The organism is Bradyrhizobium sp. B025, from assembly GCF_042257955.1.
GTDB classification, from domain to species: Bacteria; Pseudomonadota; Alphaproteobacteria; order Rhizobiales; family Xanthobacteraceae; genus Bradyrhizobium; species Bradyrhizobium diazoefficiens.
Genome location: NZ_CP170150.1, coordinates 7,608,598 through 7,629,849, shown reverse-complemented (window position 1 = coordinate 7,629,849; position 21,252 = coordinate 7,608,598). Strand labels below are relative to the sequence as shown.

At 60.4% G+C, this 21,252-nt stretch carries 23 protein-coding genes and 2 pseudogenes; 11 read left to right on the top strand and 14 right to left on the bottom strand.

Annotated features, from left to right (window positions below):
• Positions 1–563: 563 nt before the first annotated feature.
• Positions 564–2,147, bottom strand: coding sequence for a winged helix-turn-helix domain-containing tetratricopeptide repeat protein (locus ACE10W_RS36125; protein ID WP_304548685.1), 1,584 nt, complete (start codon positions 2,145–2,147; stop codon positions 564–566).
• Between the two features lie 114 nt (positions 2,148–2,261).
• Here ACE10W_RS36125 and ACE10W_RS36120 point away from each other — a divergent pair, with 114 nt between their 5' ends.
• Together ACE10W_RS36120 and ACE10W_RS36115 are read left to right on the top strand one after the other, a co-directional pair.
• The gene (locus ACE10W_RS36120) at positions 2,262–3,653 is read left to right on the top strand and encodes an FAD-binding oxidoreductase (RefSeq protein WP_271613099.1); all 1,392 of its coding nucleotides are present in this window, start codon (positions 2,262–2,264) and stop codon (positions 3,651–3,653) included.
• Positions 3,654–3,677: 24 nt separating this feature from the next.
• The gene (locus tag ACE10W_RS36115) at positions 3,678–4,898 is read left to right on the top strand and encodes a CynX/NimT family MFS transporter (RefSeq protein ID WP_304548682.1); all 1,221 of its coding nucleotides are present in this window, start codon (positions 3,678–3,680) and stop codon (positions 4,896–4,898) included.
• A gap of 104 nt (positions 4,899–5,002) precedes the next feature.
• On the opposite strand, the gene ACE10W_RS36110 is transcribed toward ACE10W_RS36115, so the two are convergent.
• Positions 5,003–6,562 carry a winged helix-turn-helix domain-containing tetratricopeptide repeat protein gene (locus ACE10W_RS36110; protein ID WP_271613101.1) on the bottom strand — a complete coding sequence of 520 codons (1,560 nt, stop codon included), beginning with the start codon at positions 6,560–6,562 and terminating at the stop codon, positions 5,003–5,005.
• Positions 6,563–6,671: 109 nt separating this feature from the next.
• On the opposite strand from ACE10W_RS36110, the gene ACE10W_RS36105 reads away from it, so the two are divergent.
• On the top strand, positions 6,672–7,133 hold the full coding sequence (locus tag ACE10W_RS36105) for a cupin domain-containing protein (protein WP_060910334.1): 462 nt from the start codon (positions 6,672–6,674) through the stop codon (positions 7,131–7,133).
• 566 nt (positions 7,134–7,699) lie between these two features.
• Here ACE10W_RS36105 and ACE10W_RS36100 read toward each other — a convergent pair.
• Complete coding sequence (locus ACE10W_RS36100; protein WP_011087397.1) at positions 7,700–8,764, bottom strand: IS110-like element ISBj4 family transposase; 1,065 nt, start codon at positions 8,762–8,764, stop codon at positions 7,700–7,702.
• A gap of 196 nt (positions 8,765–8,960) precedes the next feature.
• Between ACE10W_RS36100 and ACE10W_RS36095 the strand changes: the two genes are divergently transcribed.
• Entirely contained in the window at positions 8,961–9,086 is a 126-nt protein-coding gene (locus ACE10W_RS36095; protein WP_304548678.1) for a hypothetical protein, read from the top strand.
• Between the two features lie 179 nt (positions 9,087–9,265).
• Here the strand turns inward: ACE10W_RS36095 and ACE10W_RS36090 are convergent.
• Positions 9,266–9,433, bottom strand: a pseudogene (locus ACE10W_RS36090) (PAS domain S-box protein); the annotation flags it as partial.
• 34 nt (positions 9,434–9,467) lie between these two features.
• On the opposite strand from ACE10W_RS36090, the gene ACE10W_RS36085 reads away from it, so the two are divergent.
• The gene (locus ACE10W_RS36085) at positions 9,468–9,650 is read left to right on the top strand and encodes a carbohydrate porin (protein ID WP_082901065.1); all 183 of its coding nucleotides are present in this window, start codon (positions 9,468–9,470) and stop codon (positions 9,648–9,650) included.
• Here the strand turns inward: ACE10W_RS36085 and ACE10W_RS36080 are convergent.
• The 3 genes and pseudogenes from ACE10W_RS36080 to ACE10W_RS36070 form a co-directional block, all read right to left on the bottom strand.
• Complete coding sequence (locus ACE10W_RS36080; protein WP_011090440.1) at positions 9,647–10,081, bottom strand: DUF3147 family protein; 435 nt, start codon at positions 10,079–10,081, stop codon at positions 9,647–9,649. The genes ACE10W_RS36085 and ACE10W_RS36080 overlap by 4 nt on opposite strands.
• Before the next feature lie 5 nt (positions 10,082–10,086).
• Positions 10,087–10,428, bottom strand: coding sequence for a DUF3147 family protein (locus tag ACE10W_RS36075; RefSeq protein WP_304548675.1), 342 nt, complete (start codon positions 10,426–10,428; stop codon positions 10,087–10,089).
• A gap of 20 nt (positions 10,429–10,448) precedes the next feature.
• Positions 10,449–10,811: pseudogene (locus tag ACE10W_RS36070) on the bottom strand (divalent metal cation transporter); the annotation flags it as partial.
• 370 nt (positions 10,812–11,181) lie between these two features.
• On the opposite strand from ACE10W_RS36070, the gene ACE10W_RS36065 reads away from it, so the two are divergent.
• Together ACE10W_RS36065 and ACE10W_RS36060 are read left to right on the top strand one after the other, a co-directional pair.
• Positions 11,182–11,724, top strand: coding sequence for a phosphatase PAP2 family protein (locus ACE10W_RS36065; protein WP_211434525.1), 543 nt, complete (start codon positions 11,182–11,184; stop codon positions 11,722–11,724).
• A gap of 2 nt (positions 11,725–11,726) precedes the next feature.
• Entirely contained in the window at positions 11,727–12,335 is a 609-nt protein-coding gene (locus tag ACE10W_RS36060; RefSeq protein ID WP_039184892.1) for a cysteine hydrolase, read from the top strand.
• Here ACE10W_RS36060 and ACE10W_RS36055 read toward each other — a convergent pair.
• The 3 genes from ACE10W_RS36055 to ACE10W_RS36045 form a co-directional block, all read right to left on the bottom strand.
• Positions 12,257–12,451, bottom strand: coding sequence for a hypothetical protein (locus tag ACE10W_RS36055; protein ID WP_074077366.1), 195 nt, complete (start codon positions 12,449–12,451; stop codon positions 12,257–12,259). The genes ACE10W_RS36060 and ACE10W_RS36055 overlap by 79 nt on opposite strands.
• A 164-nt stretch (positions 12,452–12,615) precedes the next feature.
• Complete coding sequence (locus ACE10W_RS36050) at positions 12,616–12,864, bottom strand: hypothetical protein (protein WP_038967815.1); 249 nt, start codon at positions 12,862–12,864, stop codon at positions 12,616–12,618.
• Positions 12,861–13,079: a hypothetical protein gene (locus ACE10W_RS36045; RefSeq protein WP_038967816.1), complete on the bottom strand. Its 219-nt coding sequence runs from the start codon at positions 13,077–13,079 to the stop codon at positions 12,861–12,863. Before ACE10W_RS36045 ends, ACE10W_RS36050 begins: the two co-directional genes overlap by 4 nt.
• A gap of 560 nt (positions 13,080–13,639) precedes the next feature.
• Here ACE10W_RS36045 and ACE10W_RS36040 point away from each other — a divergent pair.
• Positions 13,640–14,650, top strand: coding sequence for a PAS domain S-box protein (locus ACE10W_RS36040; protein WP_304548670.1), 1,011 nt, complete (start codon positions 13,640–13,642; stop codon positions 14,648–14,650).
• Positions 14,651–15,130: 480 nt separating this feature from the next.
• Here ACE10W_RS36040 and ACE10W_RS36035 read toward each other — a convergent pair whose 3' ends face one another.
• From ACE10W_RS36035 to ACE10W_RS36020, 4 genes are all read right to left on the bottom strand, one after another.
• The gene (locus ACE10W_RS36035) at positions 15,131–15,331 is read right to left on the bottom strand and encodes a hypothetical protein (RefSeq protein ID WP_074076794.1); all 201 of its coding nucleotides are present in this window, start codon (positions 15,329–15,331) and stop codon (positions 15,131–15,133) included.
• Between the two features lie 177 nt (positions 15,332–15,508).
• Complete coding sequence (locus ACE10W_RS36030) at positions 15,509–15,739, bottom strand: DUF6894 family protein (protein ID WP_011090434.1); 231 nt, start codon at positions 15,737–15,739, stop codon at positions 15,509–15,511.
• A gap of 225 nt (positions 15,740–15,964) precedes the next feature.
• The gene (locus ACE10W_RS36025) at positions 15,965–16,330 is read right to left on the bottom strand and encodes a VOC family protein (protein ID WP_304548669.1); all 366 of its coding nucleotides are present in this window, start codon (positions 16,328–16,330) and stop codon (positions 15,965–15,967) included.
• A gap of 755 nt (positions 16,331–17,085) precedes the next feature.
• Positions 17,086–17,349 carry a hypothetical protein gene (locus tag ACE10W_RS36020; RefSeq protein ID WP_028176062.1) on the bottom strand — a complete coding sequence of 88 codons (264 nt, stop codon included), beginning with the start codon at positions 17,347–17,349 and terminating at the stop codon, positions 17,086–17,088.
• A gap of 379 nt (positions 17,350–17,728) precedes the next feature.
• Between ACE10W_RS36020 and ACE10W_RS36015 the strand changes: the two genes are divergently transcribed.
• The 3 genes from ACE10W_RS36015 (at position 17,729) to ACE10W_RS36005 (ending at position 21,168) form a co-directional block, all read left to right on the top strand.
• Entirely contained in the window at positions 17,729–17,968 is a 240-nt protein-coding gene (locus tag ACE10W_RS36015) for a hypothetical protein (protein ID WP_038967817.1), read from the top strand.
• 42 nt (positions 17,969–18,010) lie between these two features.
• Positions 18,011–18,598: an RNA ligase family protein gene (locus tag ACE10W_RS36010; protein ID WP_304548667.1), complete on the top strand. Its 588-nt coding sequence runs from the start codon at positions 18,011–18,013 to the stop codon at positions 18,596–18,598.
• Positions 18,599–20,247: 1,649 nt separating this feature from the next.
• A complete protein-coding gene (locus tag ACE10W_RS36005; protein ID WP_038967819.1) occupies positions 20,248–21,168 on the top strand; it encodes a hypothetical protein in 921 nt (306 codons plus the stop codon).
• Positions 21,169–21,252 lie beyond the last annotated feature (84 nt).

Sequence of the window (21,252 nt, the reverse complement as noted above, 5' to 3'; positions counted from 1 at the left end):
CGGCTTGTGACCCACATCGGACATCTCCATGTCTAATTCCATCAGCGAACCGCGTTCACTGACCTCGCTTTTTGATGCAAATCGGTTGGCCATTCGGGACAGGGGTGCAATCCCAATCTGGACCGAAGCCGTTTTTCGTCTTAGAATTTGGAAACCAATAGAAGCCGAAAGCGATAAGGCACAGCAGAACGACGATGAATAGAATACCCATCACATCACCGCGCCTTGGATACGGCAGTGGCCATCTCATGACAGTGTCTCAGCGTCCGTAGCGCTTTTCGCATGCAATCTGCGGCGCCATGATGACAACCTATAGGCGAAGTGCTCTTTCACGTCACTTAAACGCTTAATTCAAATCGTGCTGATTATTGGCGAGGGTCGCCTGTTGGCCCTTCGCGGACCTGAACAGCGGGTCCGGTGATGTCCGCTCACTTGGCCGAGCAGACCATCTACCCTGGACCCGCCGACTTCCGAGTTTGACCCGAAGCAGTCCTCAGGAAAGAGCGATCACTCGATCGGAGTGCTCTCCACAACGTCCGTCGCTGATGCCAACAACGTTGTCTCTATCCAGAGTTGGAGAGTCCATCACTTAGGCCGGCTTTGCGAAGTCCGTCGAGGAAATGATCCCGATCGACGGGGTTTCTATACCTGTTGGCCCGCATCCGGGCGAGGTCGAGCGTGTTAAGGGGCGGAGCTTCGCCGTTCTCACCCAATTCCAGACATCTTTCTCGAATGAATGCGCGAGCCTCGAAATTCGCTTCTGTCAGTCGATCGGTTTGTGCGTAGCACGCCGCAAGAAGCGCGTGCGACCAGCGGTCGCTCGATCGCGCTTCCCTGAGAACGTCGATCGCCTGTTCGTATTCGCGAGCGGAAAAAAGCGCCAGCGCGTGGTACCAATGGTAAATGTTGGGTGGAAACGGGTTTAGCCGTTTGGCCGATTTGATCCATGCGAGTGCGTCCTGCCAGCGCCCCCAGTAGACCAGAATGTTTGCAAAAGCGGCGGCGACGTCAGCGTCGTTCGGATTGAGCGCCAGAGCGCGTTTGAAATGAGTTTCGGCCTCTTGATCGCGGTCTTGCAGGAAAAGAAGTTGTGCGAAGACGCCGTGGGACCAGGCATCATTCTCGTCGAGATCGAGGGCGTTCTCGATCTCGCGACGAGCATCGTCCAGTGGAGGGGCGGCGGGCGATTCCAGAAACGTGGCGCAGACGACCGTCCAGGCCATATTGGCGTGAGCGCGCGCATAGGCTGGATCAAGCTCCACAGCCTTCCTGAAGTAGTCGCGCGCCTCATCCATGCTCCTGACGGTCAATTGACGCCATTTCTCGTTTCCCAACAGGACGAGATCATAGGCCGTGATGTTTGAGGTCTGCTTGCCTCTCGCGATCTCGCGGCCCGCGTCCTCGAGCCGGCCGGGCAGCGCCGAGACGATCTTGCCGACGATTTCGTCCTGGATGGCGAATATGTCTTCGATCTCGCGGTCGTAGCGCTCCGTCCAAATGGTGAAGCCGCTCGCGGCATCCAGAAGCTTGACGGTCACCCGCACCCGTTTCCCGATCCGGCGTGCGCTCCCTTCCACCACATATCGTACGCCGAGCTGGCGGCCGACCTCTCGGATGTCGGACGAGCTTCCCCGGTAGACGAAGCTGGAGTGGCGGGCCACGACGAAGAGCGACCGGAAACGCGACAATTCCGCAATGACGTCTTCCGTGATCCCGTCGGAAAAGTAGTCCTGCGCTGGATCGCCGCTCAAGTTGGAAAACGGCAGCACGGCGATCGATGGCTTGTCCGAGCTCGCGGACGGAAGCCATGTTTGCCGGCTGCCATCGGGCAAGGTGACCGCCGGGGGGCCGACATAGCGGTAACCGCGGCGCGGCAACGTCTCGATCCAGGCACTGCCGCCTTCGACGGCTGCAAACGCGCGCCGCAGCGCCGCAACCTGTACGGTCAGATTGCTTTCCTCGATCGCCAGGCCTGGCCAGGCCGCCTCCATCAAGGCGTCCTTGCCGACCGGCTTGCCCGCCTTCTCCAGAAGCAGCCGAAGTAGCGCGACCGCTCGCCTTCCGAGAGCAACCGGCTCTGTGCCGCGGAACAGCGTGTCGGCGTCTGCCTCGAGACGAAATGGACCAAACTCGTAGAACGTCGCCATGGCCTAGAGACACCATTTTCGGCGAAATTTGCAACTTTTTCGGATCGGATTCAGGAAGCGGTCCGGCGCTCCGTGAGAAGATGGCCTGGGCATTCGCGGTGAGGAGCAAATCGGATGGAGCAGCGGCAGTCGCACGACGACCTGATGGCCAAATCGAACGCCGAACCTCGGCTCGCCCCGCAGCTGCGGCTCAAGGGCAACGTGGTCCTCGAAGGGAGCGTCGATTACGACGAGGCGCGCAAGGTCTGGAATGGCGCCATCGACAAGCGGCCGGCGATGATCGCCTATTGTGCCGGTGCCGAGGACGTCGCTCGGGCCGTCGCGTTCGCAAGATCCCATCGCATCTGCATCGCGGTCCGTAGCGGCGGTCACAATGTCGCCGGCCTGTCGGTCTGCGACGGCGGCATGGTCATCGACCTGTCGCACATGAAGCGGATCGAGGTCGATCCGGTCCGCCGGATCGCCCGCGCGGAGGCCGGCCTCAATCTGGGCGAGTTCGACAGGGCGACACAGGAGCACGGCCTGGCGACCACCATGGGCATCAACAGCGACACTGGTATCGCCGGGCTCACGCTTGGCGGCGGCTTCGGCAAGCTCGGACGAAAATACGGACTGACCTGCGACAACCTGATTGCCGCCGAAGTGGTGACAGCCGAGGGAAAGATCCTGAGGTCCAGTGCGACCGAACACCCCGACCTCTTCTGGGGCCTTCGGGGTGGCGGCGGCAATTTTGGCATCGTGACCACATTCGAATATCGGCTTCATTCCATCGGCACCTCGCTGCTGGTCGCGTCAGCACTGCATCGATATGACGAGGCGCGCGAGGCGATGCGCTTCTATGATGAATTCGCCCGCCGCGCTCCCGACGAAGCGGACGTCGATGCAGGCCTGGTCACGCTGCCGTCCGGCGAACGGTTCTTCAGCATCACCGGATGCTATGTCGGCTCGCATCATGACGGTGAGCGCGCCCTTTCACCGATCGTCAGGTTCGGCTCGCCGGTCGAGACCCGGCTCGCAACTGTCCCTTATCTCGAGATTCAGTCGGGAGGCGATGCCCTGTTTCCGCGCGGACGGCGCTATTACTGGAAGGCGCAGTTCCTGCGCGAGATCGGTGCGGGCGCGATCGACGCATTGCTCGACGCTTATGCGAGGGCACCCAACACCTCGTCGCTGCTGGTTTTCCAGCACGTCGGCGGCGCAATCGCGCGGGTTCCAACGCCGGACTCGCCTTACGCAAACCGCGATGCGGCGTTCGACTGCTTTCCGGTCGCGATCTGGGATGATCCGGCCGACGACGACGCGAACATGCGTTGGGCGCGCGAGCTGTGGAGCGCCGTCAGGCCCTATTCGACCGGCGGCGTCTATGCCAACAATCTCGGCGATGAGGGCGAGGATCGTGTCCGCGACGCCTATGGCGAGAACTATGCGCGGTTGGCCGCGCTCAAAACCAGGTATGATCCGACCAATCTCTTCCGTCTGAATCAGAATATCCGGCCGGCGACATAGTTCACGGCATCGGGGAAGATCCAAATGCGAAGCCGCTGGACCATTCTTGCCGCCCTGTTCGTTGCGCGTGCCGCCATCGCTTTCCAGTTTCAGAGCATCGCGGCGGTCGCGCCACAGCTCAGCCAGAGCCTGGGCGCGAGTCTGGCCGATATCGGCGTTCTGATCGGACTTTATTTTGCGCCGGGCGCAGCGCTCGCGCTGCCCGGTGGCGCGATCGGCCGCCGCTACGGCGACAAGGTGACGGTTCTCGCCGGGCTCCTGCTGATGCTGGCAGGCGAACTCTTGATGACCACGTCAACGTCATGGAGCACGCAGATCGCGGGTCGGCTGACGGCCGGTATCGGCGGCGTTTTGCTGAACGTTCTGATGACCAAGATGGTCGCGGACTGGTTTGCCGGTCGGGAAATCGCCATCGCGATGGCCATCTTCATCAACTCATGGCCGGCGGGTATCGCAATCGCTCTCATGCTGTTGCCGGCAGTCGGAGCCACGTTCGGGCTCCATGCCGTCAATCTCGCCGTCGCAGGGGTGATCCTGATCGACCTCTGCCTGATCGCTTCGGTCTATCGCGCGCCAGAAGCGACCGCCGCCGTTGAAGGCGAGCGCGGCAGCCTGACCGCCGACGCGATCTGCGCCGTGATTGCCGCCGGCTTGATCTGGTGCCTCTACAACATCGGCTTTGCGATGATCTTCAGTTTCGGCCCGTCGATGCTCGTCGAGCAAGGCTGGTCGGGTGCAGCAGCCGGATCAACCATCAGTATCGTGCTCTGGCTCGTCGTCCTTTCGGTTCCGCTCGGCGGCTTCCTCGCCGATCGGACCAAGCGCGGCGATGCTGTCCTCGCGACAGGCTGCATCTCTTTCGCCCTCCTGACACTGCTCCTGTCGCGAAGCGGTACGGTGCTTCCCATCGTCGTCGCCCTTGGGATCGTCTGTGGCCTGCCTGCCGGTGCGATCATGAGCTTACCTGCGCGTGTGCTTGATCAGAAGATGCGGCCGATCGGAATGGGGATATTCTACACGGTCTTCTACGCCGGCATGCTGGCTGGACCTGCGATCGGAGGAAAGGTCTCCACGTCGGCCGGCTCCGCGCGCGCCGCGCTCGACTTCGGCGCCGTCGTGCTTCTGGTTTGTCCGGTTGTCCTCTGGCTGTTCCGCCGCATCGTCACCGGCCGGTATCGGCCGGCCGTCTCACCGATGTCCGATGAAAAGCGGGACCTCCTCATAAATGAGCCGGGTCATTCTTGAGCGGACAACGGCGCATCCGGGCCAAACCAAACACGTCCCCGCAGTTCGTGCGGTCCTTGCAGGTCGCCGTCGGTCACAGAGATGCAAGCCGGTCGAACCGCGGGCTATTCCGGCAATCCGGCATCCCGCAGCGCGCCGCCAAGAGCCTCCGCCAGCGCCGGCGCACAGTTGACGCCAGCAAACTGACGGCTGTAGCGAAAAGCCGGCTGAAGCTCGAGCACACGCGCTGCAGCCGCCCTCGCTTCGTCCAGCCGGCCAAGTTTGGCCAGCGCGGCGGCCAATTGCACATAAGTGATGCTGTGGGCCGGATTGGCTTGAACGGATTTGTAGGCCGCACGACAAGCTTCGTCGTAACGTCGGCGCAGCAAATGGCTCATTGCTTGCGCGTCAAACGCGGCCCAGGCCCACGAATCGAACGGGCTAAGCCGTATACCCTGCTCGCTCCACTCTATCGCGCGCTCCGCTTCGCCGCCCCATCCCAGGATAACGCTGCCGAGAATGTAGGTCAGCGCCGATGACGGGCTGATGGCGAGGGCAGCTTCCAATGCTGCAAATGCAGCGGCGCGATCGTGCGCATCCATGCCGATGGAAAATCCGGCCCATGTCAGAGCGAGCGCATCGTCCTGTCCATGGACAATGGCCGATCGGGCGTGGCGGATCGAAGCGGCGCGGTTGACCTCCTGCAAGCCGGCGCGAAGGAACAGGCAATGGTGACACATCGCGGCATTGCCATGCGCCAGCGCATAGGCCGGCTCGAGTGCGATCGCACGCTCGAGAAGCGCAAGCGCTCTCGTCACTTGCTCCGGCATGCCTGAATCGACGTCAGGCTGGGCCCGCAGCACGAGATCGTAGGCATCGAGACTGTCAGGGCGCTTCCGCCTGACACGTTCGATTTCGGCTTTCCGCACGCTCGGCGCAATCGCGCCCACCGCCGACAGCGCGATCTCGTCCTGAATGGCGAAAATATTGTCGGAGCTGCGATCGTAGCGCTCGGCCCAGACATGGGCGCCGGTCGACGCGTCGATCATTTGGCCGGTCACGCGCACGCTGCCGCCGGCCTTGCGCACGCTGCCTTCGAGCACATAGCGCACGCCAAGCTCGCGTCCGACCTGCTTCACGTCCACGGCACGGCCCTTGTACGTGAAGGTCGAGTTTCGCGCGATGACGAAAAGCCAGTTGATCCGTGCGAGACCGGTGATGATGTCGTCGACCATCCCATCGGCGAAGTACTCCTGCTCCGGATCGCCGCTCAGGTTCGAGAACGGCAGAACGGCGACGGACGGTCTGTCAGGCAAGGCCGGTGCCGACGCGGCGCGGGCGGCGGCCGACACATCGGGAGCATTGGTGACGACGGCCGGTCCCACATATCGGTAGCCGCGCCGCGGCAGCGTTTCGATCCAGCTCCCAGCATCCGCCTCCGCCAGCACCCGGCGCAAGGCTGCGATCTGAACCGTGAGATTGTTGTCGGCAACCGCCAATCGGCCCCAGCCGGCCTCGACCAAGGCGTCCTTGGACACCGGTACGCCCGCGCTTTCGAGCAGTCGGCGCAGCAGCGCGACGGCGCGCTGGCCAAGCATGGTCGGTTCGGCCCCTCGGTACAGAATGCCCGCCTCGGGGTCGAGGCGGAACGGGCCGAACTGGTAGAGGTCGCCCTCGACTGTCATTCGACGCTTTTAGCAGATTTTTGGGAACGGATTCACGACTTCCCGGCGCGGTCGGCCGATGTTGCACAAGTGCCTGCCAGAAGTAAGCCTTTGGTCAAAGGAGGGTCACATGAGCGCCGAGGCCGTCATTCGCATGCCCGATGAGAAGAACGGGGTCATGCTGCGTGGTCATCCTATGGTCTTCCTCGTCACCGGCGAAAATACCAAGCACACGAGCATGTTCGACTGGACGATCCCGGCGGGGTTCGCCACCGGGCGGCATGTTCACCGGGTGCAAGAGGAAACCTTCTACCTGCTCGAGGGCGAGTGTGAGTGGCATGTCGGCGACAGGACGATCCGCGCAACGCTCGGAACCTATCTGTTCATCCCGCCGGGGTTGCCGCACAACATCGCGAATGTCAGTGAGAAGCCGGCTCGCGTATTGATGACCGTCTCGCCACCCGGCCACGAGCATTATTTCGAAGAGCTCGCCAAACTCGCGGCACAGGGTGCGCCGGATCCAAGAGCGCTTGCCGATTTGCGAAACCGCTACGACACCGATCAGCTCTCGACTTTGACAACGCGCGCGTAAGCCTCCGTCCCAGCGTTCGATGGCCGCTTCTGGCCCGTTTGAGACAAGCTGACCAGCACTGACCATGTCCGTTCACCAGGCTTGACCGGAAGTCCTCGGTGTCCTGTCAAACCGACGCGATTGACCCATATGTATGGTCCGGCCGTGCGTAGCAAGAGGTTCGTCGATCAGGTGGTGTGGTCTTGCATCAATGTATCCGGCCTTTGATTGGAGCATTTTCTCCGGGCCATCATGGATATCAGCGCGCGTGCGTTCTCATTAGCGGACAGGCCTCGATTGGGCCATTTGGGTCACCAGTGTTCGCATGCGCCGGGAAGACCGAACCTCCATCTCGTCTCATCCTCTCGCAGACCTCGGCTGGAACCTGTTGATGGGGTTACGTCATCGCTTGCTCCTCCTACCTCGCAGTTCCTGTGTTCGAGCCAGGGGCCGTTCCTTCGTCCCGGCCCGCAGGACGTGCGTCGCGTCGCGCGCACGGGCGGTCAAGGCCGGCCGTTGCGCTTTGCTTGCGGCTGGCTCCGGCGTTGCCAGGCCGCGCCTTGACCGCGCCGAGCACGGCGCGACGATCAAGCGGGTCGGACGCCTGCATCGTTGGTCCTTGTCAGCTCGAAGGCGCGTCCTTTAGCCAGCACCGCCCAGGCGATGCGGGCAAGCTTGTTGGCGAGTGCGATCGCCAGCACGTTGTGGTGCAATCGCTTCTTGGCGGCTTCGATCCAGGATCTGAGTCCGTAACGTTCCCAGTTCTTGATCCTGACCAGCACCACCCATGCCGCCTGGACGAACAGAACGCGGAGGTAGCGATTGCCGCGCCTTGAGATTTTGCCGAGGATCGTGCGGTCTCCCGTCGAGATCTGCTTGGGCACCAGCCCGAGCCAGGCGCCGAAGTCACGGCCTTTGGAGAAGACGTCTCCAGTGCCGATCGCGGCCACCATGGCGCTCGAAATGATCGGCCCGATGCCAGGCACCGTCATCAGGCGCGAACATGCCTGATCTTGACGGGCCAGTGCTTCGATCTCGCCGGAGAGCCTATCGATGCGCTGATCCAGCCGACGCCAGTCGCCTGCCAACTCCTCGATGACACACAACATGCGTGGCGACAGGGCATCGGTGCGCGTCGCAAGGATGGTGGGCAGTTCTGTGCGCAGGAAGCCGATACCCTGGCGCACCGCGATCCCGCGTTCCAGCATGAAGGCGCGAATCTGGTTGATGATGCCGGTGCGTTGCGACACCAGCCGCTCGCGCACCCGATGCAGCGCCTGCAGATCCAGTTGCTCCGCGGTCTTGGTCGCCACGAACTTCATCGTCGGGCGCTGCACGGCTTCGGCAATCGCTTCGGCGTCATTGAAGTCGTTCTTCGGTCCTTTGCTATAAGGGCGGACATATTTGGCCGGCATCAACCTGGCATCGTGACCTAACGATGCGAGTTTGCGGCTCAAATGATGTGCGCCGACGCAGGCTTCCATGCCGATCAGGCAAGGCGGCATATTGGCGAGCCGCGCCTCGACCTGGCCACGCGACCACTTTTGCCGCAGCACGACGGTGCCGCGCGTATCGTGGCCCACGACGTGGAACGAGTTTTTGCCGATATCGATGCCGATCACGGCGATCGCGGTACTGGGTGTCTGGGACATGGCGTGCTCCTTGTCTTGGCGCCCCTGGCCAGCTTATCGCTGGCGGGGCAGGAGCACGGCCGGACCATCCCAGTAGCGGACTTCGTGCGCATCGCGTCTACGGAGCCAATATCGCAATTGATAAACTTCGATCTGCTCGGCAAGGCTTTCTTTGGAACCAGCCGATAAAACTTCCAGGCGCGAAGGATTATGTTCCATGTACCTCCTCACCGCCTGCGAGTTCGAGAAGATGACGATCGGCGAGATCTATCAGTCCGGCTGTTTCAACACTCCATGCGCGTTTATTATTGGGCCGCCTTGGCAGGAAAGCGCAAGGGTCTGACCTTTGACCCGGAACTGCATTAAGGGCGGCCTCGTAACAATCGGTGGACGAGGTGCAATGCTGCAATCGCTCCGAAAAGGCAAACAGCGCTGCGTGTTCTTCCATGCGACGGGATAGTGCCTCTCAGCTCGCTTGCGATTGGTGATGTCGTGCTGAACGCGAACCGCATAAAGAAAGCGCCCGTCAGCATCGCGGACGCTCGACGACGTCACCTGGGCCCAGATATGGCCGCCATCCTTGCGGGCAATGCGCTTTTCGATGCTGCAGCGCTCGAACTCGCCCGCGAGCTGGCGCTGGAATTGACGGCGATCCTCCGACACATCTTCCGGATGCGTCTCCTCGAAAATTGTTAGGCCCAGCAGTTGGGCCGCCGAATAACCTGTGAGCGAAGGCCTTCTAACCGCCGTCTATCAGTACCAGATCAGGGATGGCTGGACGCTGCAGCCCAATTTTCAGTACATTATTCACCCCGGTGGAGGAGCAACGAACCCTTCAGGACCTCTAGCCGGAACGCCACTCGAGAATGCTTCCGTGTTCGGCTTGCGGACGACTCTTAAATTTTAGGAGGGACTTCCGAAACGTAGTTCGCGCCGTAGGCGCCACATGAGGACGGCGACCGCGAACCAGACGAGCGAACCCGCTGCGAGGCAGAGCGCGGGCTGTAAAGCGCGTCCGTGCCAGATGAAGAGCGCGAAGCAGGCAAGGCCCAGACTTCCCCATCCGGCCCCGGCGGCATCAAGTGCGGCGGCAGCCTTTCCGCGTCGTTGCCCGCGCAGGCCGTTTTTCTCCTTGCGTTCACGCTCATGCTTCTCGATCAAGGTCGCACTGGCACAGAAGATCGCTGGAAAGGCCAGCATCAGCCCGCCGGCCTCCGGCCCTGCCCCGTCCGCGACAAGGCCAGCCACCACGGTTGCCAACCCGCCCAATGCAAAACGCACGACATATTCGTAAAGTCGTCCCTGCTTGAGTGCGGAGAACTTGAAGTGGACAACCATAGTGGTCAGCCTATCAAAAATTGCTTGAGGCCTATCGCGGCCACAAGCCAGATCGCGAAAGCGGCGAGGGTGGCCTTGAGCGCCGACCATTCGGCCCGTATCAGCAACTGACAAACAGCAACGCTGTAAGCCGCGAGCGCGATCGAACCGAGCATCATCGAGCGGCCTTCGATCGCAACATAGTCGCCGCCATATTTTGAGAAGGCGAGGCCGAGCGTTGCTAGAGCTACGGAGGGCGCGGCGCCAAACAATCCCGCGAAGCTCTTGGGCCGCAGCACGTCGCCTATGACCGCAAACAGGGAAACGACCAAGCCGCCAATCAGAAAGCGCAGCGCGTAGTCCACCATTTCCTCCTTGATCGCCGTTTCTAGGACGATCTTGGTACCAGCATGCTGACCGCCATGCCGACGATGCAAAGAGCCATCGCCGCCGTCGACGCCCAGCCGAGCCAATACAGCCAGCCTTCGACCACGAGCTTGCCCATCACGTCACGCCGTCTGACAAGCAGCATTAAAACGGTCATTACCGGTGCTGCCAGCACCCCGTTAATGACCGCACTCCAGTAAAGCGTCTTGATCGGATCAATTGGCGTGAAATTGAGCGCCACACCGAGGCCGACCGAGAGGGCAAGCACCGAATAAAACGCCATGGCCTGCCGCGGTTTGCGGGCGAGGCCAACGGGCCATCTGCGGCCTTCGCCAATGGCATAGGCTGTCGAGCCGGCCAGCATCGCATGAATATTACATCAGGGCTGCTCAGGGCACTTTGACAGTCCTTTGGCCGACAGGCTCGCCTGACCTGTGCCGCTGGTTTAATGGTGCCAGAAGATCGCGAGCAGCAGAATGATCGGCAACGGTATGCCCAGCAACCACAACAATGCGCCTCGTCCAAAGCCCATGGCTCCCTCCTCCATTGATCTGTCCCTCGCATCCAACGCGTCCGTCCGGCGCACAGTTCCTCGCCGGGAACGGTTTTCGAGGCGGTTGATTGAAAGACCAGGTCGACTTGCTCTGCTTTCCAATCGCTCTTTTACGGAGATTGCTGCAGGGCATAAGGACATCTGCGAGAGAAGGCAGTCGATGACGATACGAGTACATCCTTTGTCCGCCGATATCGAACTTGCGCGTGCGATTGCGCGACACACCCGTCCGCTGCCGGAGCGGATTTCGGGCGCGCTGACCTGGGGAGCGGATGAGCATATTCTGACCGCGGTAGCCGTCGGATGGTGGCTCTGGTGTCGCGCCAAACCACTGCCGCAGCGGCACGCAAGCGATCATGTGCTGCTGACGACGCTCGCCTCTGTCCTGTTGCCACACCTTCTAAAAACGCATTTTGACCAGGTGCGGCCGGACCGGCGCACCGTGCGCGGCCATCTGCATGGCATCCCACTCTCCGGCCGCGCGCTGGATGCGTTCCCCTCGGGGCATGCCGTGCATGTCGGTGCCCTCGCATCCGCCGCCGCGGTCCTGTCGCCCGCCAAGCGCAATCTCGCGTGGGGCCTCGGCGCCGTTCTGGTGTCGACGCGCGTGTTCCTGCTGGCTCACTGGGCAAGTGATGTACTTGCGGGTCTGGCGATCGGAGTCGCGCTGGAGCGCGTCATAAGGCGGCTGACGGGATTTGGTCGTCAGGGAAGATCGGGCTAGTCATGGGGCAACTGCTCGCACCCCCCGGTCCTCACGCCGTCCATCTCTGCATCGACATGCAAAGGTTGTTCGCACCGTATGCCCCGTGGGCAACGCCCTGGTTGGAGCGTGCGCTACCCGAGGCGGTCAGGCTGATTGCGCACGCGCCGCCACGTACCGTCTTCACGCGCTTCATTCCGGTCCGTAACAAGGCCGAGGCGCGCGGCGTCTGGAAAGCCTATTATGAGAAATGGGAATGCGTGACACGCGACAAGGCCGATCCGGGGTTGCTTGAGCTGATGCCGGCCCTGACACGCTTTGTGCCGCCTGCCACAGTCATCGACCGCCAGACTTACTGCGCATTCACCAATAGGCGGCTGCAAGCCTTTCTGGATGAGCATCAGGTGGACACGCTGATCGTGTCTGGCGGTGAGACCGATGTCTGTGTGCTCGCAACGGTGCTGGCTGCGGTCGATATCGGCTACCGTGTTATCCTCGCTGAGGACGCGCTCTGCAGCTCGTCTGATGAAAGTCACGATGCGCTCATCAATCTCTACACCAAGAGGTTCAGCTTGCAGATCGAGGTGGCGCCGGTTGCCAGCATCCTTGCGCGCTGGAGCATCGTCAGGTGATCAGCCAACCTCGTAAAAAGCTCTCGTTTCTTCGGGGCGGTCGCCAGGTCACGGATGAGGGCGCACTCGGCAGCATCCGTGCGGAGCTTTTCCAATTGAGCCTGCATGTCTTTCATTGCGATCAGTTCCGTTCCCGAGCGGAACCATACCGCTTGTGTACGAAAGCGCACAGACCTGATTGCCAGTTTTTCCTAAGCTAGGGATGCTTAGCGACCCACTACCGCCAAGCACCTCCAACGGTCCCAGCATAGGGGTATGCTGGGGCCGTTTTTATTGGACCTCAGCCTTGATTAAGCCGCACGAAGGTTCCGCTCTCGTGCAGCTCGAGCCAGCCTCTCTCGACCGCATGCTGGATGCCGGTGCCGAACTCCGGGCCCGTCGCCTTGCAGCCGTTCCTGGAGAGGAACGGCGCGTTGATCTTCTCGATGTGAATGCGCCCATTGACGGGCTCGACGCCGGCGGCGAGCTCGAGGAGCTTGCGTGCGGCAACTTGCGGATCTGCGAAGTGGCGGGTCTCGACGTGCTTCATGCGCTGGCGCCGGCGAGCTTGTCGCGCTCGATGCGAGCCAGTTCCTTGGCCTTGGCCTCGGCCTCGTTGCGCGTCAGCAGATCCGGTCGAAGCCGCCGGCCGGGCAGGTCGCCCCAGTAGAAATAGACGCTCGGACGGCCGTCCGCGAAGCGGACCTTATAGCTGCCGGTGTCGGGGACGCGTTCGTGCTTCTTGATCGTGATCGGCGTGGTCATGGGGGCTTTAATAGGAGCTCGGCACGGGCGCTGTCACGTATCAATCTTTGCGGTGGACCGCCAATAGCATAGGTCTAGGAGTTCGGTACCATAGAGCACGTCGCCAACGGGGTCGCGGGGCACCAGGAAAACTTGGCAGCCGCCTTGCCACATAGACAAGGGCCGCCGACTCGCCATCAGCGGCCCCGTCCGGGTTTCAATAATTCCGAGATCAAATGGTCTAGCCAGCCCCGGATTGCCTATTTTTCCCGATCCTCAAGATTCTCGCAAGCACATTTGTGAATCGTCTAATTGATTTTTTCGCTGCCACAGACGCAGCAGATTAGGCGGGTGTCTCCTGTCTGCCCCTGCGAGTGTCTTAACTAGGGCGCGGACTCATAACGCGCAGCCAGCCCTGTCCAGACGCAACGCTTCCGGGCAGGCCCCGGTTGGACACTTACCGAGTAGAAGGGGACCGACAATTTCCGCTGAAACCGTCCCAATGGACACCTTCTTGCCTTTGCTTTCGGTGCTATGATTGGGCACCAACGGCAGTGCAACATCTGGGTTTGGGGGTCCTATTGGCGATTGAAGGAGAGCCGGGACTTCAACGCGAAGCTCTCGTCAGCGAGCCGGCCCTGGACCGTGCCGAGCGGTTGGCCAATCTGCTGGCCTCCATAGTTGAATCTAGCGACGACGTGATCGTTAGCAAGAATCTGGACGGCATTATTACAAGTTGGAATATGGGGGCTGAGCGCATCTTCGGCTATTCGGCCGCCGAGGCGATCGGCCAGCCTATTACACTTGTGATCCCGGAGGACCGACAAAGCGAAGAACGCGAGATTTTAACCCGCATCCGACGAGGTGAGCGCCTCGACCATTTTGAGACTGTTCGCCGACGTAGGGATGGTAGCTCAATCGTCGTTTCGCTGACCGTTTCTCCTGTCAAAGATGCCCACGGCAACATCATTGGCGCATCTAAGATTGCTAGAGATATTACCGAGCACAAGCGAGCTCAGGAGCAGATTCGCATTCTGGCTCGCGAGGCGGAGCACCGAAGCAAGAACATCCTCGCGAACGTACAGGCAATCATCAATCTTTCTCAGTCCGACACCTCCGAGCGCCTCAAGGAAGTGATCAGCGGGCGCATCCAAGCGATGGCAAATGTTCACTCGCTGTTTGTTGAAACGCGGTGGATAGGAGCCGAGGTCTCGGCGATCGCCAAGCAAGAGCTCGCCCCTTATCTCCAAGAAGGCCAAGACAAGCGGATTGTGATGGAGGGTCTGCAAATTGTATTAGAACCCACCGCTGCACAGGCGATTGCTGTGGTTTTGCATGAATTAGCGACCAACGCTGCCAAGTATGGAGCGCTGTCTAACGCGAAAGGCTGGATTGGATTGGATTGGTCGCGAGCCGAGGATGGACAGCTAATGCTCCGCTGGACCGAATTGGGCGGTCCGAGGGTAAATGCGCCCGAACGCAAGGGCTTTGGTAGCCGCCTCATCGAAGGAACGATCACCCCACTTGGCGGCAAGGTGCATTTTGACTGGCGCGCGGAAGGGCTAGTTTGCGAAATCGCCGTTCCGACGTAAAACCCAATCGAGCTTGGCTTCGCTGCTCTCACGACATATTGCGCTGCCCCAAGAACTTGGTCGCTATAGGAGCAAAGCAGACGTAGTCACCAGTCACATGACGCCGCCGGGTTTATAGGTACACGGCCTAGGACAGCACCCGATAAACCTTCGCGCGTTGAGCCGCTCGATCCTCGAACAGGAGAAGCCGCCAACTGAGGCGGCCTTTATTTGGTGAGATGGAGGGCGATCTTCTCGGCTTCGATTTTCTCGACCATCGCGCCGATTGCGGCGACTGTCTGTGGATCAGTCACCTTCGCAAGCAAGCCTTTCAGGTGGTTGATCCGTCTATCTAGCTCCACGCAATGTTCGCACATGCTTGCCATCCACGGTGGGAGGCGTGAACAACGACTCGCAGTCACCGGCAAAGGCCAAATGTTGTAACGGTGATGGCGATCAACCGGCCTATGCCGGCAAATGTTCCTGAAACCGCTGAGCGGATTACTCAGGCAGTGGCAATCCGGGCGATCTCAGCCACTCGCTCACGTGCGAGCCGGTTTCGGCTTGCCAGGCTTTGCGGAGCTTTTCTTGGCGCTCCATTCCTGGGGGGAGGGATTTGGCCTCTTCACGGAGGCGTTTTGCTATTTCGGCTAAACGTTCTTCAAGGGACTGTATTTGTTTGAAACGGCGGCGGCGCTGCATGACAACACCTCGTCTTACGGGTCCTAACCGCAGGGTTTGAGTTTTCCGATTCCTAAGATGCGGATCCCGACAAGTTGGTTCCATCTGGAGGAACAACGGTGGTGGGCTATCGTATGTGGCTCGCGAACACTCAGTTCGCAATGAAAATCGAACACTAAACGGCCAACTGAGGCGGCCTTACGCTGGTTTTTCAGCCCGAATATGCAGAACGTAGAGCGTGTTCTGAAACTCGTCGGCCACTTCCATCCGCCAGTCTCGGCCCGGTACTAGGTTCCCGTCAATGCCCTGTAGTATCTGTCCGGCGGTGACAGTGGCCTCCTTCCACGCGGCATGCTTGTCCGGGAGGTCCTCGCCCACGCGGTCGATCTCGGTGCGCTCGTGCGTAATGTGAAAGAAATATCTCGGCATGCGCGGTAATGCGGTACGTCAGGCTCACGTTCCAATCGGGCCGAAAAGCGTGCTCATTCAGCGGGGGCTGAATAGGGTAGTTCGAAAATAACATCGAAAGATCAAAAGGTTGCCCGCGCCTGGGAGACTAGGGTCGGAGGTTCAAATCCTCTCGCTTTGCAGGACGCGCTTCTCGGGACACCGGCCTCGACAGCCTCCTAGCCGGGGCGAATTTCAAGGGCCTTCTTAAAAGCTTTCTCTTGCGGTGTACGTCACCGCCTCAATCTTGTTTCCATCGAGGTCGCGTACGAAGGCACCAAAATAATTCGCGTTGTAATTGTCTCGGATGCCGGGAGTCCCTTCGTCAACGCCTCCAAGCGCAAGTGCGGTCGCGTGATCCGGTGCTTGAAAAGCTACGTGAGTGCCATTTCCTGCCGTTGCCCGAAGCCCGTCTATCGGGGTTTCGAGACTGAAAATGATATCCGAGGCGCCGTAGTGGAGCGAACGGTCCGAGTGTTTGAGGAGCCGCAGTCCGAGAAGGGACATCAGCGGATCGTAGAAAGCTCTTGCGCTGTTGACATCGTTACTGCCGAGCGAGACGTGATGGATCATCTGGTCACCGTTTGAGGCAATACCGTCGCTTCAATCTTTCGGTCGTGGTCTCTGCGGCATAATGGATACGCCCGAAGTCGGCTTCGTCCTTTGCGGTGACATGAAGCCTCCAGGTCACGTCTCGGGCCTCGCCAGCGACGCATTCGACCTCGACAGAAACCGCATGCTCGCCGCCCGGGAAGCTCCGAATCTGCTGAAGCGCCATAAGCTCCAAGTCGGTCTTCGAGATCGATGTTCTTGCCACCGCAGCCTCCTCCCGCCGCCCCGTCCTTTCATCGGCAATCACTCGGCCAACCGACCGCGCGCGGAGATGTTCCTCGGGCGCTTGAAGGCCGCTCGTGCGGTCAGCTCCCTCAAGACTTGTCGAAACGCGAATGTCGCTGAGGACGGCTTTTCGTACGCTCGATATCGCGGCCACGTTCTTTGCCGCTGGGGCGCACCCACACAAAGATCGCTCGATAAGTCAGCTTTTCTCACAGTATTCATCCGGAGCTGTAGTTACACGGACTGGCGACGCCGGCGATCTCAACGGCAGGCGATGTGGCGAAGATGCAGCGAAGAAGATTGCGAATTCGACGAATGCAGGTCGGTATCAGCCTGCAGCGGAAGTGCGCAGTCTTCAGGCCGCGGCTTGGCTGACTGTGCGGATACGAAAACGGCGAAACAGGTGATCGCAAACATCAGCCGAGCACCTGCGAGCGGCCAGCAACCGCGCTCGCACAATATGCGCGGGTGAGCGCCAGACGGATGGCTCTCTACGACGCGCAAAGCGGACATTCACCGTCAGCGGCTTCACCTAGCTGCCGACCAATCTCGCCCATAAGAGCCCGCGGGTCCCAGTTCGTGCCGTCACTCTTGACGACTCTCTTCGCGCGCTCGAAAGCATGGCTCTCGGCCGCATCATCCCCTATGCGGATGGTCACTTGAGAATGGAAGGGGCAGACCGCGATTGCACGGGTCGTCTCTAGAGCAAAGCGCACGGTCGCGCGGAGATCATCGGCGTAATTTTCGGCGGACACGTTAGCCTCCTGTCGCACATCGCCTGCGAGATCAACACACAGTCAGGGGCGGATAGGCAGTTAAGGCGAGGCCCGGTGCGCCTAGGAGCCCAGGGCCTCATAACCTCAGAAGCCTGACAATAGGTTGTTCGGCTACGCGTCCAGTCTGTCCGACATGGCAGGATATCGCTTTGACGCTGCGCAAAGCCCCTCGGACCAGCCCGGCCCACTTGCGGCGGTACGGAGGGGACAGTTGCGGGGCCGAGCGGTCCGACGGGCTGGCGCCGTGAGGAGGCGCCACGCAATTGGAGGCTAGTCCCAGTCGGCGATATCGCTCTGTTCACTTGTGACCCGGAACAGGTATTTGTAATGTTCCCGCACTGGAACATCGAGGCCGCAGATGAAAGACATGCAGGCCCAACTGGAGAAGCTACAGCGAGACGCCGCTGAGTGCGCCCTTATTCGCGACTTGGCGACGGACCCCAAAAAGCGCGAACTGTTTGCCAAACTGGCTGAACACCTTGCGGTGCTCGCATCCGCAGTAGAGCAGGCTATCGGTGAGAGCACGGCAGCGACATCGCTCCTGATCTGCCGCCCAAGCCGTAAAAATGTGGACGCCAGCTTGACCGAGTTGCCCTAAGCTCCATCTCGTAATCAGGCATCGAATGCCTATTTTTCCTGAATGCGTTCATTTGAGTTTTGCCTTCCCAGCAGAGGTGTGGCGGTCCCTAGCGGGCCGGATTGGCTTCATGAAGTAAAGTATGACGGCTACCGTCTTCGCCTTGAGCGCGAGGGCCACCGGGTACGCCTGATCACGCGCGGCGGGTACAACTGGGCCAGTCGCTATCCTTGGATCGTCGAGGCCGCGCGCAAGGTCCGCCAGAAGCATTTCGTCCTCGATGGCGAAGCAGTCGTGCTCGGCGTCGATGGCATCTCCGATTTCAACGCACTTCACTCGCGCAAGCGCGACCACGAAGTGCAGTTCTGCGCCTTCGATATTCTCGCCGAAGGCGGCGACGATCACCGCAGGCTCTCGTTGTCGATGCGGAAGACGAACTTGGAGCGCCTGCTGGCGCGGCGTCCTGAAGGCGTTTTCGTTAATCCCTTTGAGCGTGGCCAGCTTGGACCTGACCTATTCCGCGCCGCGTGCAACATGGGTCTTGAAGGATTGGTATCGAAGCGTCGCGACCAGCCTGATCAGGCGGGCCGGAGCAAGCATTGGGTAAAGGTAAAAAACCGCAGTCACCCCGCGATGGAGCGGGAGCTGTGAGGTCGCGAACAAACAAGTTGGCAGGCACTAGCATGTTGCACGCAAGCAACTCTTCTCTTGTTCCATGATTTGCACCGTGGTTTCGGCTTCGCACGATAAGCCTGACCTGCGTAGATAATCTGCGCTAAAAATTGGCTGGTAATATTATGATCGGCGGGGAAGAAGCCACGCGCATCCGGCGCCTACAGAAAGACCGTCTGTAGATGGTCTTTCTGTAACGCGCGGCCGTTCGTATTAGTCACGCAGGAAAATATTCTGGGCTTTCTCGCGAAGCCTAAGCCGCTACATTCATACTATTGCGATCTCATCTTTTATAATGGGGCCGACTATGTTGGACGACGAATTTAATAGGCAACGTGCGAAAATATTACGTGAACTCGCAGAGCAAGCCGACCCATTCATCAAAAAGCGCCTTTTGAATTTAGTGCAGCGCTACGAACCCAGGCGGCAGCCAACGCCCGTGGACGAGCGGTTTGCAACCCGCGGAGATAACGTCGATAGATAGGCGGCCGTGGCGAGGCCGATCCGTTTCCCCTGACACAAAGCAGAAAGGCCCCGACGATGTCGCACGTCGTCGCCCTTCACGATCATCAGGCCGGTTACGTCCGCCGTGCCTGCTGATCCAAACAGAAACTGACCACCACCGTCTCGACCAAAGGCCAAGTGATATTGCCCAGGGCGATCCGAGACAGCGGCAGTGGCCGGCCAGAACGAAACTGACCACGGAGAACGCCCCCGAGGGCGAACTTGCAACCGCGCCCGGCTCGTCAGCAGCCGACGCCAGAGCAGACGTGGTGGGGATGCGGCCAAATGAACGCGAATGACCCGTTGCAGACATCAAGACAACACTTCGGCCGGCGTAACGACCTGCCAATTGCAATCTTTAGCTGTGCATGTTCAAACCAATTGAATACATTGTAGAGCCACTAGCAGAGTAACTTGTATTCTCCACGCGGTTCGATTTCCGTAGCCTAACAACTGGTTGAAGGACATGGGAGATGCGCTCGGGCTCGGCGGGTTGGGTATCACTATTGGTCGTGGTACTTCCATCCATATGTTGTGAAGAAGCGATGGGAGGAGATCCGACGACTTTCGATTTCAACTATTTCGAGTCCTTGCCGCGAAAAGAGATTGTAGCGCCGCGCAAACGTATCTGAACAGTCGCTTTCCTGCGGGTTCAGATCTTCAAGTTTTGCAGAAAGAGCTGGTTTCCGCTGGCGCGAGATGCGCGAGGGGAGTCGGGCGGCGCGGCGTGTACTACGAATGTGATTACGAACGATGGGCTGGAGTGCCGCTGGTCACAATGGAATGGAAGATAATATTGCGTCCGGATGCAGTGAGAAGAGGCTGCAAGAGATATCAGTAAACCGTGCACTGACGGGGCTTTAGAACGCGCTGTCCGCTCCTGGCCCCAAGCAGCCACTGGAGAACGTCCGCTATTCCGCCGCTTATCAGGGGCAAGCGGACATCTGATCTGAGGCCATTTGCAAGTGCGCCCGCCCAACGATCCGGCAATCATTGGGCATCACCACAACAATTGCCATTGAATGCCCAGCCATGTGGCGCAGGCCACAGGTCCATCATTCGCAAATCGGTTTGCTCTCCGTAGGCTAGGAGGCATGACACCATTCTTCCGACGAAAATCACCCATGGAAAAGCTTGAAGCCGAACTGGCCTCGCTGCGCACGCGCGCCGCAGCCTTGGATAGCCGCCATTCCGCTGCGGAAGCGGCCCACGATGACGCCAAAGCGAAACTCCAGCGTCACCACCTCGATGCCGATCTTGATGCCGATGACAAGGCCCGCGCGAAGTTGGAGACGGCGGTCGCCGCCTGCGCTGTGACCCGCGACGGTTACGCGAATGCGCTCGTGGAGGTGCAGGCGAAGATTACCGATGCCGAGCAGAAGCTCGCAGCAGAACGCGCTACTGTCGAACGCAAGGCCGCAAGCGAAAAGCTGGCTAGTGATCTCGATGCCGTCGAGCGGGCGCTGCCGGATTATCTGGCGGCTGGCAAGCGCTTTGCCGACGCCCTGGAGAAACTTCACTTCCACCATGAGAGCGGCGCAATGGTCCGCTTTATCTGCAACACCGCGACGCAGGTCGAAGTCGCTGCCGGTTTTGCGCTCGTGGAGCTGCGCGGCATGGTGGTCGCGGTCCGCGAGGGCGTTGCGCCTATCCCGGCAGCCCAGCCGGTCACCACTTCGGTCCCGATTGCTGAGCCGTCGCCGCCGACGCAAATGATCTTCATGATGAAGTCTGCAAATTTCGGCGATCACGACGGCCGCATCCGTTTCGCCAAGCAATTTGAAGATGCAACCATGCCGGTGACGACTGCGCAGCGTGCTCTGCGCATGGGTGTGGCGGTCTTGGTGACGGATCCGAAGCGCGCTCGGCTCCGTGGTACGCGCGGCGGCGACTTCAATCCGCGCGCGCCCGATGTCATCGATCTCGATGTCGTCGAGGAGCCCAAGAACCTGCCGCACTTCGATCCTGTGCCGCGCTCAGCGAACTTCACTCCGCTCCCCACCGCGGAACCGCGCACGATCCTGATTGACGTTCCGCGTTCGTGAATAAGCTTTCGCGGAGTCGGTGGAAGGCGGCCAGCTCATCGGACGCGATGAGCTGGCCGCAGGAGTTCCGGCATGGAATGATGA

Bases quoted from the DNA above. Each gene is read 5' to 3' on its own strand.
- ACE10W_RS36125 (WP_304548685.1), bottom strand. From the start codon at position 2,147: ATGGCGACGTTCTACGAGTTTGGTCCATTTCGTCTCGAGGCAGACGCC.
- ACE10W_RS36120 (WP_271613099.1), top strand. From the start codon at position 2,262: ATGGAGCAGCGGCAGTCGCACGACGACCTGATGGCCAAATCGAACGCC.
- ACE10W_RS36115 (WP_304548682.1), top strand. From the start codon at position 3,678: ATGCGAAGCCGCTGGACCATTCTTGCCGCCCTGTTCGTTGCGCGTGCC.
- ACE10W_RS36110 (WP_271613101.1), bottom strand. From the start codon at position 6,562: ATGACAGTCGAGGGCGACCTCTACCAGTTCGGCCCGTTCCGCCTCGAC.
- ACE10W_RS36105 (WP_060910334.1), top strand. From the start codon at position 6,672: ATGAGCGCCGAGGCCGTCATTCGCATGCCCGATGAGAAGAACGGGGTC.
- ACE10W_RS36100 (WP_011087397.1), bottom strand. From the start codon at position 8,764: ATGTCCCAGACACCCAGTACCGCGATCGCCGTGATCGGCATCGATATC.
- ACE10W_RS36095 (WP_304548678.1), top strand. From the start codon at position 8,961: ATGTACCTCCTCACCGCCTGCGAGTTCGAGAAGATGACGATCGGCGAG.
- ACE10W_RS36080 (WP_011090440.1), bottom strand. From the start codon at position 10,081: ATGGTTGTCCACTTCAAGTTCTCCGCACTCAAGCAGGGACGACTTTAC.
- ACE10W_RS36075 (WP_304548675.1), bottom strand. From the start codon at position 10,428: ATGGTGGACTACGCGCTGCGCTTTCTGATTGGCGGCTTGGTCGTTTCC.
- ACE10W_RS36060 (WP_039184892.1), top strand. From the start codon at position 11,727: ATGGGGCAACTGCTCGCACCCCCCGGTCCTCACGCCGTCCATCTCTGC.
- ACE10W_RS36055 (WP_074077366.1), bottom strand. From the start codon at position 12,451: ATGAAAGACATGCAGGCTCAATTGGAAAAGCTCCGCACGGATGCTGCC.
- ACE10W_RS36050 (WP_038967815.1), bottom strand. From the start codon at position 12,864: ATGAAGCACGTCGAGACCCGCCACTTCGCAGATCCGCAAGTTGCCGCA.
- ACE10W_RS36045 (WP_038967816.1), bottom strand. From the start codon at position 13,079: ATGACCACGCCGATCACGATCAAGAAGCACGAACGCGTCCCCGACACC.
- ACE10W_RS36035 (WP_074076794.1), bottom strand. From the start codon at position 15,331: ATGCAGCGCCGCCGCCGTTTCAAACAAATACAGTCCCTTGAAGAACGT.
- ACE10W_RS36030 (WP_011090434.1), bottom strand. From the start codon at position 15,739: ATGCCGAGATATTTCTTTCACATTACGCACGAGCGCACCGAGATCGAC.
- ACE10W_RS36025 (WP_304548669.1), bottom strand. From the start codon at position 16,330: ATGATCCATCACGTCTCGCTCGGCAGTAACGATGTCAACAGCGCAAGA.
- ACE10W_RS36015 (WP_038967817.1), top strand. From the start codon at position 17,729: ATGAAAGACATGCAGGCCCAACTGGAGAAGCTACAGCGAGACGCCGCT.
- ACE10W_RS36010 (WP_304548667.1), top strand. From the start codon at position 18,011: ATGCGTTCATTTGAGTTTTGCCTTCCCAGCAGAGGTGTGGCGGTCCCT.
- ACE10W_RS36005 (WP_038967819.1), top strand. From the start codon at position 20,248: ATGGAAAAGCTTGAAGCCGAACTGGCCTCGCTGCGCACGCGCGCCGCA.